This window comes from Mesorhizobium carmichaelinearum, from assembly GCF_900199455.1.
Classification (GTDB): domain Bacteria; phylum Pseudomonadota; class Alphaproteobacteria; order Rhizobiales; family Rhizobiaceae; genus Mesorhizobium; species Mesorhizobium carmichaelinearum.
The window spans coordinates 1-14,753 of sequence record NZ_FZQR01000066.1; the positions used below are offsets into that span (position 1 = coordinate 1).

8 protein-coding genes and 3 pseudogenes are annotated in these 14,753 nt (G+C 58.8%); 3 read left to right on the top strand and 8 right to left on the bottom strand.

Translation table 11 applies throughout. From position 1 onward, the window contains the following. Positions 1–138: 138 nt before the first annotated feature. The 6 genes and pseudogenes from CKW40_RS40915 to CKW40_RS40940 form a co-directional block, all read right to left on the bottom strand. Positions 139–756 (bottom strand): annotated as a pseudogene (locus tag CKW40_RS40915) (ABC transporter permease); the annotation flags it as partial. Further along, positions 756–2,365: pseudogene (locus CKW40_RS40920) on the bottom strand (ABC transporter substrate-binding protein). The pseudogenes CKW40_RS40915 and CKW40_RS40920, both read right to left, overlap by 1 nt. 639 nt (positions 2,366–3,004) lie before the next feature. Continuing rightward, a complete protein-coding gene (locus tag CKW40_RS40925) occupies positions 3,005–4,477 on the bottom strand; it encodes an NAD-dependent succinate-semialdehyde dehydrogenase (protein WP_095205232.1) in 1,473 nt (490 codons plus the stop codon). After that, positions 4,474–6,198: an acetolactate synthase catalytic subunit gene (locus CKW40_RS40930; RefSeq protein ID WP_095205233.1), complete on the bottom strand. Its 1,725-nt coding sequence runs from the start codon at positions 6,196–6,198 to the stop codon at positions 4,474–4,476. The genes CKW40_RS40925 and CKW40_RS40930 overlap by 4 nt, the downstream gene beginning before the upstream one ends. Further along, a pseudogene (locus tag CKW40_RS40935) lies at positions 6,195–7,549 on the bottom strand (aspartate aminotransferase family protein). Before CKW40_RS40935 ends, CKW40_RS40930 begins: the two are co-directional and overlap by 4 nt. A 78-nt stretch (positions 7,550–7,627) precedes the next feature. Continuing rightward, positions 7,628–8,353, bottom strand: a complete 726-nt coding sequence (locus CKW40_RS40940) for a GntR family transcriptional regulator (protein ID WP_439331037.1) — start codon at positions 8,351–8,353, stop codon at positions 7,628–7,630. 275 nt (positions 8,354–8,628) lie between these two features. Here CKW40_RS40940 and CKW40_RS40945 point away from each other — a divergent pair, with 275 nt between their 5' ends. The 3 genes from CKW40_RS40945 to CKW40_RS45870 all read left to right on the top strand — a co-directional run bounded on the left by CKW40_RS40945 (position 8,629) and on the right by CKW40_RS45870 (position 12,831). Next, a complete protein-coding gene (locus CKW40_RS40945; RefSeq protein WP_095205234.1) occupies positions 8,629–10,737 on the top strand; it encodes a hydantoinase/oxoprolinase family protein in 2,109 nt (702 codons plus the stop codon). Then, positions 10,730–12,460, top strand: a complete 1,731-nt coding sequence (locus CKW40_RS40950; protein WP_095205235.1) for a hydantoinase B/oxoprolinase family protein — start codon at positions 10,730–10,732, stop codon at positions 12,458–12,460. Before CKW40_RS40945 ends, CKW40_RS40950 begins: the two co-directional genes overlap by 8 nt. 86 nt (positions 12,461–12,546) lie before the next feature. Further along, positions 12,547–12,831: an aminopeptidase P family N-terminal domain-containing protein gene (locus CKW40_RS45870; RefSeq protein ID WP_095205236.1), complete on the top strand. Its 285-nt coding sequence runs from the start codon at positions 12,547–12,549 to the stop codon at positions 12,829–12,831. 54 nt (positions 12,832–12,885) lie between these two features. On the opposite strand, the gene CKW40_RS40960 is transcribed toward CKW40_RS45870, so the two are convergent. Further along, positions 12,886–13,644 (bottom strand): class I SAM-dependent methyltransferase, encoded by a 759-nt coding sequence (locus CKW40_RS40960; RefSeq protein ID WP_179298305.1) that lies wholly within the window; start codon positions 13,642–13,644, stop codon positions 12,886–12,888. Positions 13,645–13,654: 10 nt separating this feature from the next. Beyond that, on the bottom strand, positions 13,655–14,179 hold the full coding sequence (locus CKW40_RS45875) for a transposase (RefSeq protein ID WP_095205238.1): 525 nt from the start codon (positions 14,177–14,179) through the stop codon (positions 13,655–13,657). Between the last annotated feature and the right edge of the window lie 574 nt (positions 14,180–14,753).

The following is a 14,753-nucleotide window of genomic DNA, read 5'->3' on the forward strand; positions in this document are numbered from 1 at the left end:
CAAACCCGCCGACCTCAACCCGCAAACCCCCGCCTTCCATCACGACGGATCATCGCCGGCGCCCGACGAGGCTTGTCAAAATGCACTCCGAGGGCGGCCAGATCGCCGATGCAGGCCGCCGAAAGCCCATCGCCGTGCATCAAGCGGGCTAGCTCGCGCGATCCGGGCGATGTAAGCGATATAACCAAGACTTAACGCTATTGTGGGGAGGATCAGGTGTACGAACCAGGGCCGGATACCGTTGTCTATCGGCATATAGCCTTGGACCGGAAGCCAGCGGGTCATTATAGCAAAGAAATAAACAAGAAAATATCCGATGACAAAAATCGGAACTGAATAACCAACTGCCGAGAAGGCGGTGAGGACGCGGTCGACGAAACCACCAGTGCTCCAGGCTGCAAGCACGCCGAAAGAGACTCCGACCGTTGCCGACAGGATCATTGTCAGGATCGATATGGAAAGCGTCGGCTCAAGCCGCTGCGAAATGAGATTCAAAACCGGTCGTTCGGCAAAGATCGAGGTGCCGAAATCGCCGCCAAGCATCGCCCGCACCCAATGCATGAACTACACGGGCATTGGCTCGTTGAGTCCGAGTTGCTCGCGGATGCCAGCTATCATCTCCACCGTGGCTGACTTGCCCGCGATGATCGCCGCCGGATCGCCAGGGGCCAGCCGGAGAAGCAGAAAGACGAACATCCCGACCATCGTCATTACGACGATGGTCGAAGCTAATCTGCGGAAGATATAGGCGATCATTACGCTTGGGCCTTCTGCATATTCCACAAGGGGATGATATCTGACGACAACTCAATCAAACCGGTGAGCGTCTGACGGCGCGCACTTGGTGTAATGATTTGACCCAACCGCACGTCTCCCACGAAATCCCACCAAATGTGCTGCATTTTGCGAGCCAGCGCCTTGCGCTCTTCGAGCGTTTCGGTATTAGGCCATTTAGCCCGAAGCGCCTCGTATTCGTCGTTCTTCGGCCACCCGCACCAGGCCTTGTCACCGCTTGCGTTTAGGAAAACTGCGGAGATCGGATCGCCTTGCACAAAATCGGGATCGTCCGTAATGTGGATGTTCCAGCCGCCGCTCTCAACGGGGCCTTTGTTTACCCGCCGGGCAGCAACGCCGCCCCAGTCGCTCGGCGCAAGCTCGGCATTGACGCCGATCTTGCGCAAGCTCTCCGCCAAGAGCTGCGAGGCGCTATTGACGGGCGCCCAATTCGTAGGCTGAAGAATGACGACCTTCTCGCCGGAATATCCAGCCTCTTTGAAGAGTTGCCTAGCCTTTTCCGGGTCGCCACCCTTCTTGTACCAACCGGTATTTTCGTCATTTGAATAAGGCGTAGTGTTGCCAAATATCGAAGTAACGGTGTGGCAATGTCTGGGGTCAGGGGCCATGACGCGCAAAAACGCCTCTTGGTCAATTAGGTGAAGCATCGCTTGACGCGCTTTCACGTTATCAAACGGCTTCTGCAGGTGGTTCATCCGCAGGCACATGTCGGTGCCCGCCTTGGTCAGAACCTGCAGCGCAAGACTGGCGTCTTTTTCGATAGTGGGATAAAGGTCGGCAGGTGGCAACCGAACGAAATCGAGCTCGTCCGCTTGCAAGGCTGCCAAAGCCGTTTGCTCATCGGCAACAATGTCCCAGATAACGCGATCGACCTTGGCGATCTTCCCTCCGCCAAATCCGTCGGGAGCTTCCTTGCGCGGCACGTATTTTTCGTTGCGATCGTATGTGAAGCTTGCACCCGGTCTGGCAAGAGCATGGTTAAACTTGAACGGCCCAGATCCGATATTCGTCGTAATCTGTTCGGTTGCGGGCCGGCCGGCATCCTTCTCGGGCATTACGTACAGTAGGCCCCCAGATATCGTCGCCAATATATCGATCAACAGCCCTAACGGTTCCTTGAGCGTAATCGTAAAGGTCTTGTCGTCCTTCTTTGATATATCGCTGGCTCGCTCCATGATCAGTTGTCCGCCGGAGTCACTTGGCTCCATCTGCGAATCGACGCCACACAGTCGGCCGCGGTGACGGCAGTGCCATCGTGCCACCAGAGACCATCCCGGAGCTTGAATGTATAAGTCTTCTTGTCATCGGAAACACCCCACTTTTCCACCATCTGCGGCTGAGGCATAAGCTTGGAATCCAGCGAAAACAGTGTGTCGTAAACTGCCAGGCCATGAATTTGCGTGCCCGTAGTGGTCGTAACAATTGGATCGAAGACTTGGAGGTCACCCAGCGCCATACGAGCAGTCCGTTCGGGCATCATTGCTGCCTGAGCCCGCAGGAAAGATGGGATCGACAAAGCGGTACCAGCGGCCATGCTCAGCTTAAAAAGGTTGCGACGTGAGAGTCTCATCTTGTATTTCCCCTTTATGTTCACGGCGCTGGTAGTTGCGCCTTTTCATGCCACTAGACTAGCGATAATTTTGTTTTTGGATGGCGGCAATCGAAAGACTAGAGCCGATTCGGGTACAGTTTGCGCCAATAAACGTCGACCGCTGAAAATAGTCGTCCAACAACGCGGCCTGGTTTGAAACATCTCGTCCCGATGGTCGCCTACCGCTTCGAGGACAGTCGCGGCGGCGAATGCGTCGCGTGGGCGCAAGGACGTATCGCGCGTGCGCGAGCAAGACGCGATCATCCCGAGTTCTCTGCATTGGGCGAAAGTCGCCGCCGGCAATGACCCCACCGAAGTTATGAATTTGTCAGCACCAATACATTAACAGTCGCGGAACTGGAGATACGCCCGGTCGTCGGCTTTGGCCAACGCGGCCGCGAGCGGACAGTCGTGCCCGTTTAGCTGAGTAGATTAGAATAGACTGGAAGCAGTGACGTGGTCAATTCGTTGCGTGCAACAAGTGTATACCTAGGAAGTGCTAAAAAACGTATCACCAGATGCCAAATCAGGCATGCATTCGCATCGATGTTTTTAAAATCGATAGTGGTCTGCATTGACGCAGGTACGCATAAACCTGCCCTGCCAGCAAAGTCGCCGTTAGACTAATAGGCAGAAATATTTCAGCTCGGTGTAGTCCTCCAAGCCGTGCTTAGATCCTTCGCGGCCAATCCCCGATTGCTTAATGCCGCCGAACGGTGCGACTTCCGTCGAGATCAGTCCCGTGTTGATACCGACCATGCCATATTCAAGAGCCTCACCAACGCGGAATATCCGCGCAGCATCCCGAGTGTATAGATAGGACGCCAAGCCAAACTCGGTGTCGTTCGCGTGGCCGACGACCTCCTCCTCAGTCTCGAAACGGAAGAGCGGCGCAACGGGTCCGAAGGTTTCCTCGCGGGCTACCCTCATCGACTGGGTCACGCCGGTTAAAATGGTCGGCGTGAAGAACAGGCCACCCCTGCCGCTGGGCTCGCCGCCGCTCGCCACGTGCGCACCAAGGGCCTGTGCATCGGCGATGTGCTCCCTCACCTTCTCGACCGCTTTCTCCTCGATCAGCGGACCGATCGTCGTTCCTTCTTCGAAACCGTCGCCCACACGGAGTTCTCCGACGCGCTTGGCCAAGGCTTGCGCGAACGCGTCATAGATGCCGGATTGGATATATAGGCGGTTCGCGCACACGCATGTCTGTCCCGCATTGCGGAACTTCGAAATGATCGCTCCTTCTACGGCGGCATCGAGGTCTGCGTCGTCGAACACGATGAAAGGTGCATTGCCGCCAAGTTCGAGGCTGAGCTTCTTGATCTGATCCGCTGCCTGGCGCATCAAGGTGCGACCTACTTGGGTCGATCCGGTAAAGGTGATCTTGCGCACCTTCTCGTTCTCGCTGAATTCGGCGCCCACGGCGACTGCATCCGTCGCCGTGATCACGGATAGCAGGCCCGCCGGAAGGCCAGCGCGTTCTGCGAGAACGGCGATCGCAAGCGCCGAGAGTGGCGTCTGGGCCGCGGGCTTCGCGACGATGACGCACCCAGCCGCCAGCGCCGGTGCGATCTTGCGGGCCAGCATCGCGTTCGGGAAATTCCATGGCGTAATGGCGCCGACCACACCTACGGGCTGCCGCGAGACGAGGATTCGCTTATCGCGCTGGTGGCCGGGGATAACGTCTCCGTACGCCCTCTTCGCTTCCTCCGCGAACCATTCGACGTAGGCAGCACCATAGAGGATTTCGACCCGTGCTTCGGCCAGGGGCTTGCCCATTTCAGCGGTGAGGATAGCGGCGAAATCATCGGCGTTGGCGACCATTAGGTCACGGAGCCTACGCAGGACTCCTGCCCGTTCCTTGCCCGTCCATTTGGACCAGTCCTTCTGCGCTACGTGGGCGGCGTCGATTGCTCTCGCCACGGCGTCCCGTCCGAGATCCGGGACGGTCGCAAGGACCTCTGCCGTCGAAGGGTTCGTGACTTCGAACCCTTCGACGGCAGTCACCCATTCGCCCGCCACCGGCGCGAGCCTGGATAGCAGGGATTTATCCTTGAGACGCGCATCAAGCGTCCTGACAACTAGGCTCACGCCTCCTCTCCCAGTTTCGCGAAGATCGAAATCGGCGGGAAGGCGTTCGGGTCAGTGAGCATGTCGATGAGAAACGGTCTGTCACTGCCGATCGAGCGATCGAGCGCGGCGGTCAGCTCGGCTACGGTAGACACTTGGGCCGATTCGCAGCCACAGGCCTCCGCAATCTTCGCGTGATTGACGGACGCGAAGTGGCACGCGGTCGTGAAACTGTCGAACTTCACCGTCTCGGCATGCTTCTGGAAGCCAAGGATGCCGTTGTTGAGTACGATGACGGTCAGCGCGATCCGCGAACGCACGAGTGTCTCCAGTTCTGCCCAACTGTGGGCGAAACCGCCGTCTCCCACGACAGCGACGACCGGATGCTGCGGCCGGGCAAGCTTCGCTCCGATGGCCATGGGTAGTCCCCAGCCGAGACCCGCGAGGCCGCGCGGCGTGATGAAGCGCATGCCGGACCGTGAACCGCGAAGCTGCCCGGTGACCCAGAAGGAGGAATAGCTGGCATCGGTAACCACCGTGGTTTCAGGAGTAAGACGGGTCTGCAGCTCCCGCATAAAGCGTTCCGGACGCAGCGCGCCCTCCGATCGACCTGCGACCTCGGCCCGGTCCGCGTCATAGGACTGCCATACGGATGCGATCTTGCCTTCCAGCTCCTTGCGCGCCTTCGCCCGCCTGCCGAGGTTTCCGGCTTCCAAGGCAACGCGCAGGGCCTTCAGTGTTTCCGCGGAAGTTCCCACAAGACGGAGGGCCTCGTAGCTGCGGCCGATTTCCTGCGGGTCGATGTCGATGTGAATGATTTTCGCTTTAGGCGGAATGAGTTTCCAGCTGTCGGTTCCGTTCTGGTTCGTTCGTGTGCCGACAAGCAGGACGAGGTCGGCTTCGTCGAGCAACGCCCGCGAATGCGCCCCAAGCGAGCGCGGGCCGACCAGCGAGCCCAGCACGCCAAGCGACAACGGATGGTTCTCGTCGACGGAGCCCTTGCCCATGTTCGTGGTAAAGACCGGGAGATGAGCCGCTTCCTGAAGCGTCGCAAGTTCGAACGCCCCCCCCGCATGAACGCCGCCGCCCGCGAGTACGACAGGAGCGCGGGCCTCCGCGATCAGCCTGGCGGCTTTCTTGATCTTCGAGTCGTTGGGCTGGAACCTGTCGAGCGGCCAATGCCCAAGGTTCGAGGAGCGCGTCAAGGCTGGCTCCCCGGTTTCCTCGCGGAGCAGGTCGGCTGGCAGCAGGACGACGGCCGGTCCAGGACGACCCGATGCGGCGGCGGTGAACGCGGCGTCGATGTAGTCGTCGATGCGGTCGGCAACGACCACCCGCTTGATCCATTTCGAGCACGCCTGGAACAGCGCGATATGATCGAGTTCCTGGAAAGCGTTACGGTCCGCCTGATCGCGTTCGACCTCCTGTACCAGTGCCACGATGGGTACGCTTGCCTTGATTGCTTCGGCGAGTGGTGGGACGAGAAGTGTCGCTGCCGGGCCATTCTGCGCTGCTATGACGGCGACCTTGCCGGATATCCTGGCGTATCCGTCGGCCATGGCTCCGCCCATGTTCTCCTGACGGTAGGCGACTTGGCGGATGCCGATCTTCTCCGCCGCCAGGATAACCGCTGACGGGAGGCTCTGCGCAAATATCGTGTCGACGTCGTGCCGCTGCAGGGAACGCGCCACGCGTTCAGCGACCGTGGTTCTGGATTTCTGGTTGGCTGGAGTTTTGCTCATGGGCGGACCTCCTGTCCGGCGGTTGGCTGCCGAACGGCGAACCGTTCGAATGCGGTGATGATCTTGTCGATGTCGGCTTGGGTCATCGCGGTGGAAAGACAGGCCGCTCCGCCGACGGGGAGTATGATTCCTTCCGACCAGAAGAAGCGCGACAGCGATTTCATGGAGCCAACTTCTGCCGGGCTGGCGAACGCTTCACGGTAGTCGCGAGGCAAGTTCCGGCGAGCGTGTATGCGGAAAAGGGAAGCAGCACCCGATACGGAGAATGCGGAGCCGTGCTTTTCGGCAACGGAAGCGATGCCCGAGCGTAGCCGGTCACCCAGCGCTTCAAGCCGATCGAACGCCGCAGGCGTCAATGCCTCCATGGCGACCCTGCCGGCCACCATGGAGACAGGATTGGCCGTGAAGGTGCCGCCCTGCGGAACCCGTGCCGAGCCTGAAGATCCGTCGAAGACGCTCATGACGCCCTTGGAGCCGCCGATCGCCCCGATAGGGAAGCCGCCACCGATGATCTTTCCGGCAGTGATCAGGTCGGGTTCGATACCGTGTCGTGCGGACGCTCCCCGATATCCCTGGGAAGGTTCAGAACCTCGTCGCTGAGAACCAGCACCCCATGCTCGCGTGCCGTCTCCACGACCGCGGAGATGAATTCCTTGTCCGGGACCACGAAGCCTCCACGGCTAGGCATCGGATCGATCAGGACACAGGCCAGACGGCCAGCTTCGGCGGCGATCCGTTTCCGCGCGCCCTCGGCGTCGTTGAACCGGATAATCACGACATCATCGGCTACGGACTTCGGCGTCCCAACGTAAACGGGCACCGCGTTCGGGTTATCCGCCTCTCCCCAGTTCGCCGGAATGCCACCCTGCCCGGCTTCGGCCCAGTCATAGGCTCCGTGATAGGCGCCTTCGATCTTGGCGATCGCAGGCTTTCCGGTAAATGCCCGGGCCGCCTTGATGGCAAACATGACCGCTTCAGTTCCGGTGTTGACGAAACGAACTTGCTCCATGGCCGGAATGCGATCAACCAACAGCTCTGCTAGTTCGATCTCGTAAGCTGTCGGATTGGAGAAACAGGTCCCGTCCTTCAGGAGCTTTGCAACAGCTTCGAGTGCCGGCTCGTAACCATGTCCATGAATGAGCGTCGTGAAATTGTTGTTCAGGTCGAGAAAACGCTGACCGTCAACATCGGTGACGTACGCTCCCTCGCCGCGGACGACGTAGCGGGGGACTGGGTCACGCTCGATCGTCGCCCTGGTGGTACCATCGGGAAAGACCTGCCTGCCCCTTGCGAAGAGCTCCGTCGAACGGTCGCCAGGCAGGTGGTGATCCGACCGCAAATCCTGCAACATAATCGTCTCCGTGAGAGATAGGTGAAATCCCGTCTACTCTCACGGATAATATGTTGCAACAAAAAATCTCTTGGCGCGTCAGGCGGCCGTCGCGGTTTTGGAGCGGGAAGCGATCGCGTGCTTAAGGCCTCGGTAGCCGTCGCGGATGTCGTTTTCGAAGGCACGCCGTACTCCCTCCGGGTCCCTATCGCGCAGACTTTCAATGACGACTTCGTGGTTGTGCACGCCATATTTCCTGATGGCGAACTCCGGATAGAGATCATGGAACGAGGGTCCCGTTCTTAGCCAGAGCGATTCGATCGTGGACAGCAGGTAAGGCATCTCCGCGTGTCGATACACGGTGAAATGGAATTCCTTGTTGTGCCACAGAACATCGGAAAAGTTCTGCGCTTCCATAGCCTTGTTGATCTTTTGTTGAGTCCTCTCAAGTTCGTCGGGGAGGTTCGATGGGGCTGCTGCCGCGCCCTTCTCGGAGGCTACGCCCTCCAACGCCAGCCGCATGGCGACGACTTCTTTAAGTGCAGGCATCGTCAGGTATGGAACGATCACAGTCTTGGGTCCCGAGTACACGAGGGCACCCTCCGCCGAGAGCCGGTTGAGGGCATCGCGCGCTGGCGTTGAACTCACGCCAAGCGCCTCTGCGATCGCCCTGACTGTGAGTTTCCGCCCCGGCTCGAACGCCCCACGGACCAGACGTTCCTTCATGGCATCGTACGCCATGTCGCCAAGGCGACCTTGCTTCCGCAGAGGCATAAGTTCGGCCTCAGAGTTGTCGGCTTCGTGGTTATACGGCGAATTTTCCATGTTTTTCCAGCACTGCGACTTTCTAAGCGTCGTAGATTGACACGGTGAAAATTTTGTTGCACCAAATCACAACGATGTGGATTGTAGCGTCATGGCGACGTCTTGACTATCCCAGCAGCATTCAAAGCCATGTGGGCTAACGGTTTCGCGTCGCCGGAGCATCGGAGGGCGCGGCTCGGATTTCAGGTGATCCGGGCTTGGAAGGACTAAGAGCGTCGCGAGTTCCTGATCGCATCCGCACCGAGTTTCGAAAAGCACGAGCATCGTTTCGCGATATGACTGACACCACGATAGGCCGAAACCTTCGATCCCCCTGGCGGATCGGCATCGACGTCGGCGGCACCTTCACAGACTTCGTCCTGATCGATTCCGACGGCGCGATCGTTCCATACAAGTCGCCTTCAGAGCCGAAGAACCCGGCAGTGGGCGTCCTGCGCGCGATCGACGGGGCTGCTGCCATGCTGGGCCTCTCTACCCGCGCGGCGCTAGAAGGATGCTCGCATTTCATACACGGCACCACCGTCGTCACGAATGTCCTTCTTGAAAGAAAGGGCTCGAAGGTTGGCTTGATCGCCACGGAAGGTTTCCGCGACACCATCGAAATCCGGCGCGGCTATCGCGAGTTGATGTGGGATCACCGCACCCCGTGGGAAGACGTCCTCGTCCGGAGGAAGCTGAGGCTGCCGGTCGTCGAACGTGTGGCCGCGGACGGATCGGTCGTGACCCCGCTCGACGAGGCAACCGTGCGTGAAGCTGCTGAGAAGTTCAGGACCGAAGGCGTCGAGGCTGTCGCCATCTGTCTTCTCCATTCTTACGCGAACCCCGTCCATGAACAGCGCTGTGCCGAAATCCTCCGCGAAATGCTCCCCGGCGTGTACGTGACCGCGTCATCGGAACTCGCCCCCATCATCGGTGAATACGAGCGGGCCTCCACGACCGTTGCCAATGCGTATGCCGCGCCAAAAGTCCTGCCCTACCTCAACGAGCTTCGTTCCGAACTGACGCGCCGCGGCCTGTCCAAGGACATGCTGCTCGTCCAGAGCAATGGTGGCGCCATCTCGCTCGATCATGTCAGCGAGCGCCCGGCGGCGCTTGCCCTCTCGGGACCAGCAGCAGGCTTGGCTTCTCTCCAGCTTTACGGTCGCCAGCTGGAGGCTGATCATCTGATCTCGATCGAGATCGGCGGCACGAGCTGCGATGTCACGGTGGTCAGCAACGGTGCCGTGGCCGAGACCGAGTCCGTGAAGGTCGGCGACATCCTGATCGCTCTCCCCAGCGTCGAAATCTATACGATAGGCACGGGTGGCGGAACGATCTGCGGTATAGACCAAGGCGGGCTGCTTTTCGCTGGCCCCGAAGGCGCGGGAGCGAAACCCGGCCCGGCATGCTACGGGCTAGGTGGTGAGCGACCGACGGTCACGGATGCACAGATGGTGCTTGGTCGCCTCAGGGCAGGCAGCTACGCTAACAATACTCTTACCTTGGACGCTTCCCTGGCAGTCAACGCAGTGAACCGCGACGTCGCGGCACCGCTGGGCATCAGCAGCGTTGAGGGTGCGAACGCGATCATCAGGCTCGTAGAACAGAACATCCGGCACGCGGTCGAGAAGGTCACCCTCGAGCGCGGTCTCGACCCGGGCAAGTTCATTCTGGTGGGCGCAGGTGGCGCGGGCGCGCTCCACGTTGCGGAAGTCGCCCGTCGTTTGGGAATGAAAATCGCATTTGTGCCACGCCTTGCCGGGGTATTCTGCGCTCTCGGCATGTGCCACTCCGACGTTCGGCACGATCTCCTGCAGTCGATGAGCCGCGCGCTCGGTGCGGAATTGCTGTCCGACCTGGAGGACGGCTTTGGAAGGCTGGAACGCGAAGGCCTGTCGAAGCTGGAAGCAGATGGTTTCCCGTCGGTGTCCTCCAGCTTCGAAAAGAAGCTCGATCTGCGGTATGCAGGCCAGCAATGGCCGATCGCGGTGCCTGCGGGAAATCTAAATGTCGCGTCGATCCGGAAGGCCTTCGATGAAGAGCACGAGCGGCTCTACGGCTCGTCGCAGCCGGATGCGGTCGTGGAAGTCGTAAACCTGAGGCTGGCAGCGGTAGGCAAACTTCCGCAGCTTCCGAAGGGAGGCGACGGTCTGACCCAGCTTGCGCCGGCTCCGGTCAAGGAACGCCGCCAGGTAAGTGCGGGTGATGGGTCGGGACTTCAGATCGACATGGCCGTCCTGGATGGCACGCAGATGTGTGCAGGACATTTCTTCAACGGCCCGGCTGTCATCGAGGAAGTCACCACGACAATCCTCGTCGGCGACGGTGACCGCGTGGAAGTCGACGAATTCGGAAACTACCGGATCCTGATCGGATCTGCGAACGCAGGAGCGGCAAATGGCTGACGCGGTCCTCACCACCCTCCTCCAGAATCAGCTCGACCATATCTCCCAGCATATGGGCCGGGTCATGGAGCGCACGGCGCGCAGCCCGATATTCAGCGAATCACACGACTTCTCGTGCTTCATCACGGATGCACAGGGCCAGCTCATCTCAGTCGCCGACGGCATTCCGATCCACACAGGTGGCGGTGGCTTCGCCGTGAAGGCCGTAATCCGCGATTTCGGTGCTCGGGATGACATCGAGCCCGGGGATATTTTTATCCTGAGTGATCCCTACGAGGCCGGCGGAAATCATCTGCCGGACTGGACGATCGTGCATCCCCTGTTTGTTGACGGGAAGCTCTTCGCATTCACGTGCAACAGGGCACACCAGTCCGACATCGGTGGTGGTGCCGCGGGAACCTATAACTCGGCGGCGACCGAAATATTCCATGAGGGCATCCGTCTCCCGGTCATGAAACTGGTGGAACAGGGCCGCACCCGGGAAGACCTGTGGCGCCTGCTCAAGTTGAACTCCCGCTGTCCGCACCTCATCGACGGAGACGTCCGGGCGATGATCGGCTCGACAAAGATCGGAGCGCAGCGCATCCACGCCTTGGTGGAAGAATTCGGGGCGAAAGCCGTCTCCAAAGGTTTCGGCGACATCCTCGACTACGCCGATCGTCGGATGCGGGCTGCGATCTTGGCCATACCGGACGGCATTTACGAAGGCATGGATGCTTCTGATACTGACTGTTTTTCGTTGGTGGATGTTCCGGTCCGCGTCAGGGTCAAAGTTAAGGACGACACGGTAGCCGTGGATTTCACGGGCACTGCCGAACAGATCAAGGGCTTCAAGAACAGCTCGATCGCCAACACTTTCTCCGCCGTATACGTCGCGTTGTTCTCGTACTTGGACCCATCCATTCCACGAAATGCGGGCGCTTTCCGCGCTGTCAGCATCCACGCGCCCGAGGGAACCGTCGTCAATGCCCGGTATCCGGCGCCGATGACCTCCAACACGATCTACCCGGCGACCGAAATCATCTATGCTGTCTGGAAGGCCCTGTCGTCGGCGCTTCCGGAAGAGGCCTGCGCTGGCTGGGGCAAGGCTGCCCACTGCATCTCGTCCGGGACAGACGCCGGAGGCAAGACCTACGTGATGTATCACATGCACGGATACCCCGGGACAGGTGCGGTGAGAGGCAGGGATGGCTTCCCGTCGTTATGCACGGTGATCACCCTGGGTGGCATGCAGATTCCAAACGTCGAGGCCTTCGAGCGTAAATACCCCGTGCGCATCGACCAGCAGGAGATGAGGCTGGACGCCGCCGGACCCGGCGAGTTCAGGGGCGGCACGGGGATCGACTACAGGGTGACGGTGTTCGAGCCTGCTGAGTATTCCTTCCGCGGCGAAGGCAGCGGGATTGCCAGTGGTTTCGGCATCGTCGGCGGGGTAACAGGTGCGAAAGCCGACTTCGAAGCATTCGACCGATCGGGTAGGCCGATCGCAACGCCGCGATATGGAGTTAAGCGACTGCCATCGCTAGGGATCAGGATGGCCTCTTCGGCCGGTGGCGGCTGGGGAGAGGCGCGCAACCGCACCCCCGAACGCGTCTTGAGAGACGTTGAAGACGGCATCGTGAGTATCAGGTCTGCTCGGGAGGATTATCACGTCGCCATCGCGGACGATCTGGCGATCGACCTGGAAGGCACCGGCAGATTGCGGGCGGCCGCAGGACGTTAAGCGCGAAGGCCGCACAAGTGGCCTAAATGTAGCTCGGATACCGCTGGCTCCGCTTTACGCTGGCGATTGGACAAAGGTTTCTGAAGATGAATGCGACGGTCAGAGATTTCAAAGCCACGGAGTTCCAGACCCGCATTCAAAAAGCTCAGGAACTCATGAGGAGCGAGAATGTCGATGGACTGTTCGTTTCTTCGAACGACAACTATCGATACTTCACGGGTATCGAGACGAATTTCAGCGAGAGCCTGACGCGCCCCTGGTTCTTGCTGATCCCTTCGTCAGGCGAACCGATCGCGATAGTTCCGGCGATAAGTGTGCTATCGTCAAAGATTTCAAAAGCCCGCGGCTCTTCGCGAAGTCCTTTGAGATAGGTGCCTAAACGCGCTACGCGGAGTCGAAAGGCCTATAGAACAGAGCCCCTATTATTATTTGCAAGCGAGAACCACCAGGCTTGAGCTATCGGATGTAAACGGTCCACCTTCCTGCCCAAAAGCCTCAACAGTCTTGAACCCCGCGCTTAGTAACATGCGAACAAATTCTGAAAACCCATATTGTCTAAAAGACAGGTGCGTCCGTCTAACGCATCCATCGCGGACGAAAATTCTCTCGATGTTTCGACGATCATTTATTACATCGTCGCTTACTATATCGATCCTTAGATCGTCGTTACGCTGGATAACGTAGAAAGGCGACTTGTGACGCAGGAAATCGAAGCGATTGGCATAGTCGATTAGAAGACGCCCGCCCTTTCGAAGTGAAGAGGCGGCTTCACAAAGAACTCTCTCATTGTCCGCATCGTCGAAGTAGCCAAACGTCGTGTACCACAGAAAAGCCGCCTCAAATTCATCTCGCCAAGGAAGTGAGCGCATGTCGCCCAGAGCATACTTTACATTTACTCCGCGTTCAGCCGCATCCGCTTCGGCCTTTTTTAGCAAGATCGGCGAGATATCAAGTCCGGTTACCTGCGCTCCTTTTTCAGCTAACCGGTTGCTAATCCTCCCATACCCGCATCCAAGGTCAAGAACGGAGATCCCTTGCCTAAGAGAAAGAAGATTCCAGATTACCGCCGATTGCCTATCGCTTACTTCTGGATTATTTACTTGGTCTCCGAAGTAAAAGTAATCTTCATTGAAGTATTCGTGGAGTTGCGATAAGGAAACGGTTCTATTCGCGACGTCGATCATGCAATTGCCCTCAACATTCTTGCCACCCATATCGACATCGCATGATCATCGCAATATTGAAAGTGAATATTTGTGAATATTTCATAATGTCGTTAAATATTTTAGCAACATTCAGCCGCCTTACCGTCTCGCCATGCTTCTGCTTTCCGCCCGTGGACCGCCGCAGCGGTGTGAGGCCCAGCCAAGCCGCGAAATCGCGCCTCTCTTGAATGTCTTGGCTGAAGGAGCCAAACGCTGCCAGAGTCGTCGCGGTAGTATTCCTATGCCGGGGATCGTCATATGTCGCCTGGCTTCTGCATCGTCCCTTGGGGCGCAGAGGAATCTCATGGTCGAGCATACCATCCTCTCGTCTAGGGGCGGAGTCGCACCACGAGAAGAGGCGGGCGAGCGCCTTCGGGGATGGCGGAACCCTTATCCTCAATTGCCGCGATGAGGCTTGGCCACATGGAAAAGGCTCCGGGCATTCACCAACCCAAAATCGGCAAGATGGTCCCGTACCGCATTTAGGGTCGGGTCCGCTGGTGCACCACAACATCGCGGAGACGAAGCACAATCGCCGCGGTCTGCTGCTCCTCGTTCTTCACCGCTACAAACCGCGTGGTAGGCCTCTGGGCTGCCACCGTGCAGGCCGGCTCGGCAGTGAGGAACCCAAGAACGTGATCGCGGCGAAGCTTCTTTCCTAAACGGGATGGCTCCTGACGCATCCGAGCTTTGCTCCTGGAACAGGTTCTTCGCAAGAGTCCAACCAGATTACGCTAGCTTCCATCACAGAATGTCTCCATTCAAGTGATGATCAACAAACACCACTATGGCACCTCGATGCCATAAGGGGCGTTCACCCGATCAATCTCGGAAGTCATAAGTCGGTCGCCAACAGGCAAAGGATCGAGGCTGGTGGCGCCAGGCTTTGGTATCCGCCTACCAGAAGCGCACTGTCGAAGAGACTCAGCGCCACATCAACATCCCCTTACCAGCATCGACCCTAAAGCGTGTCGCGATTTAAGGGATTCAGGATTCCCCTTGATTTGAGTTCGTGATTCATTGCGGTTGAAAGGAGACCGCGATGGGCAAGCCGCTACCGCTTGAGTTGCGTCGGCGTGTTGTTGCGT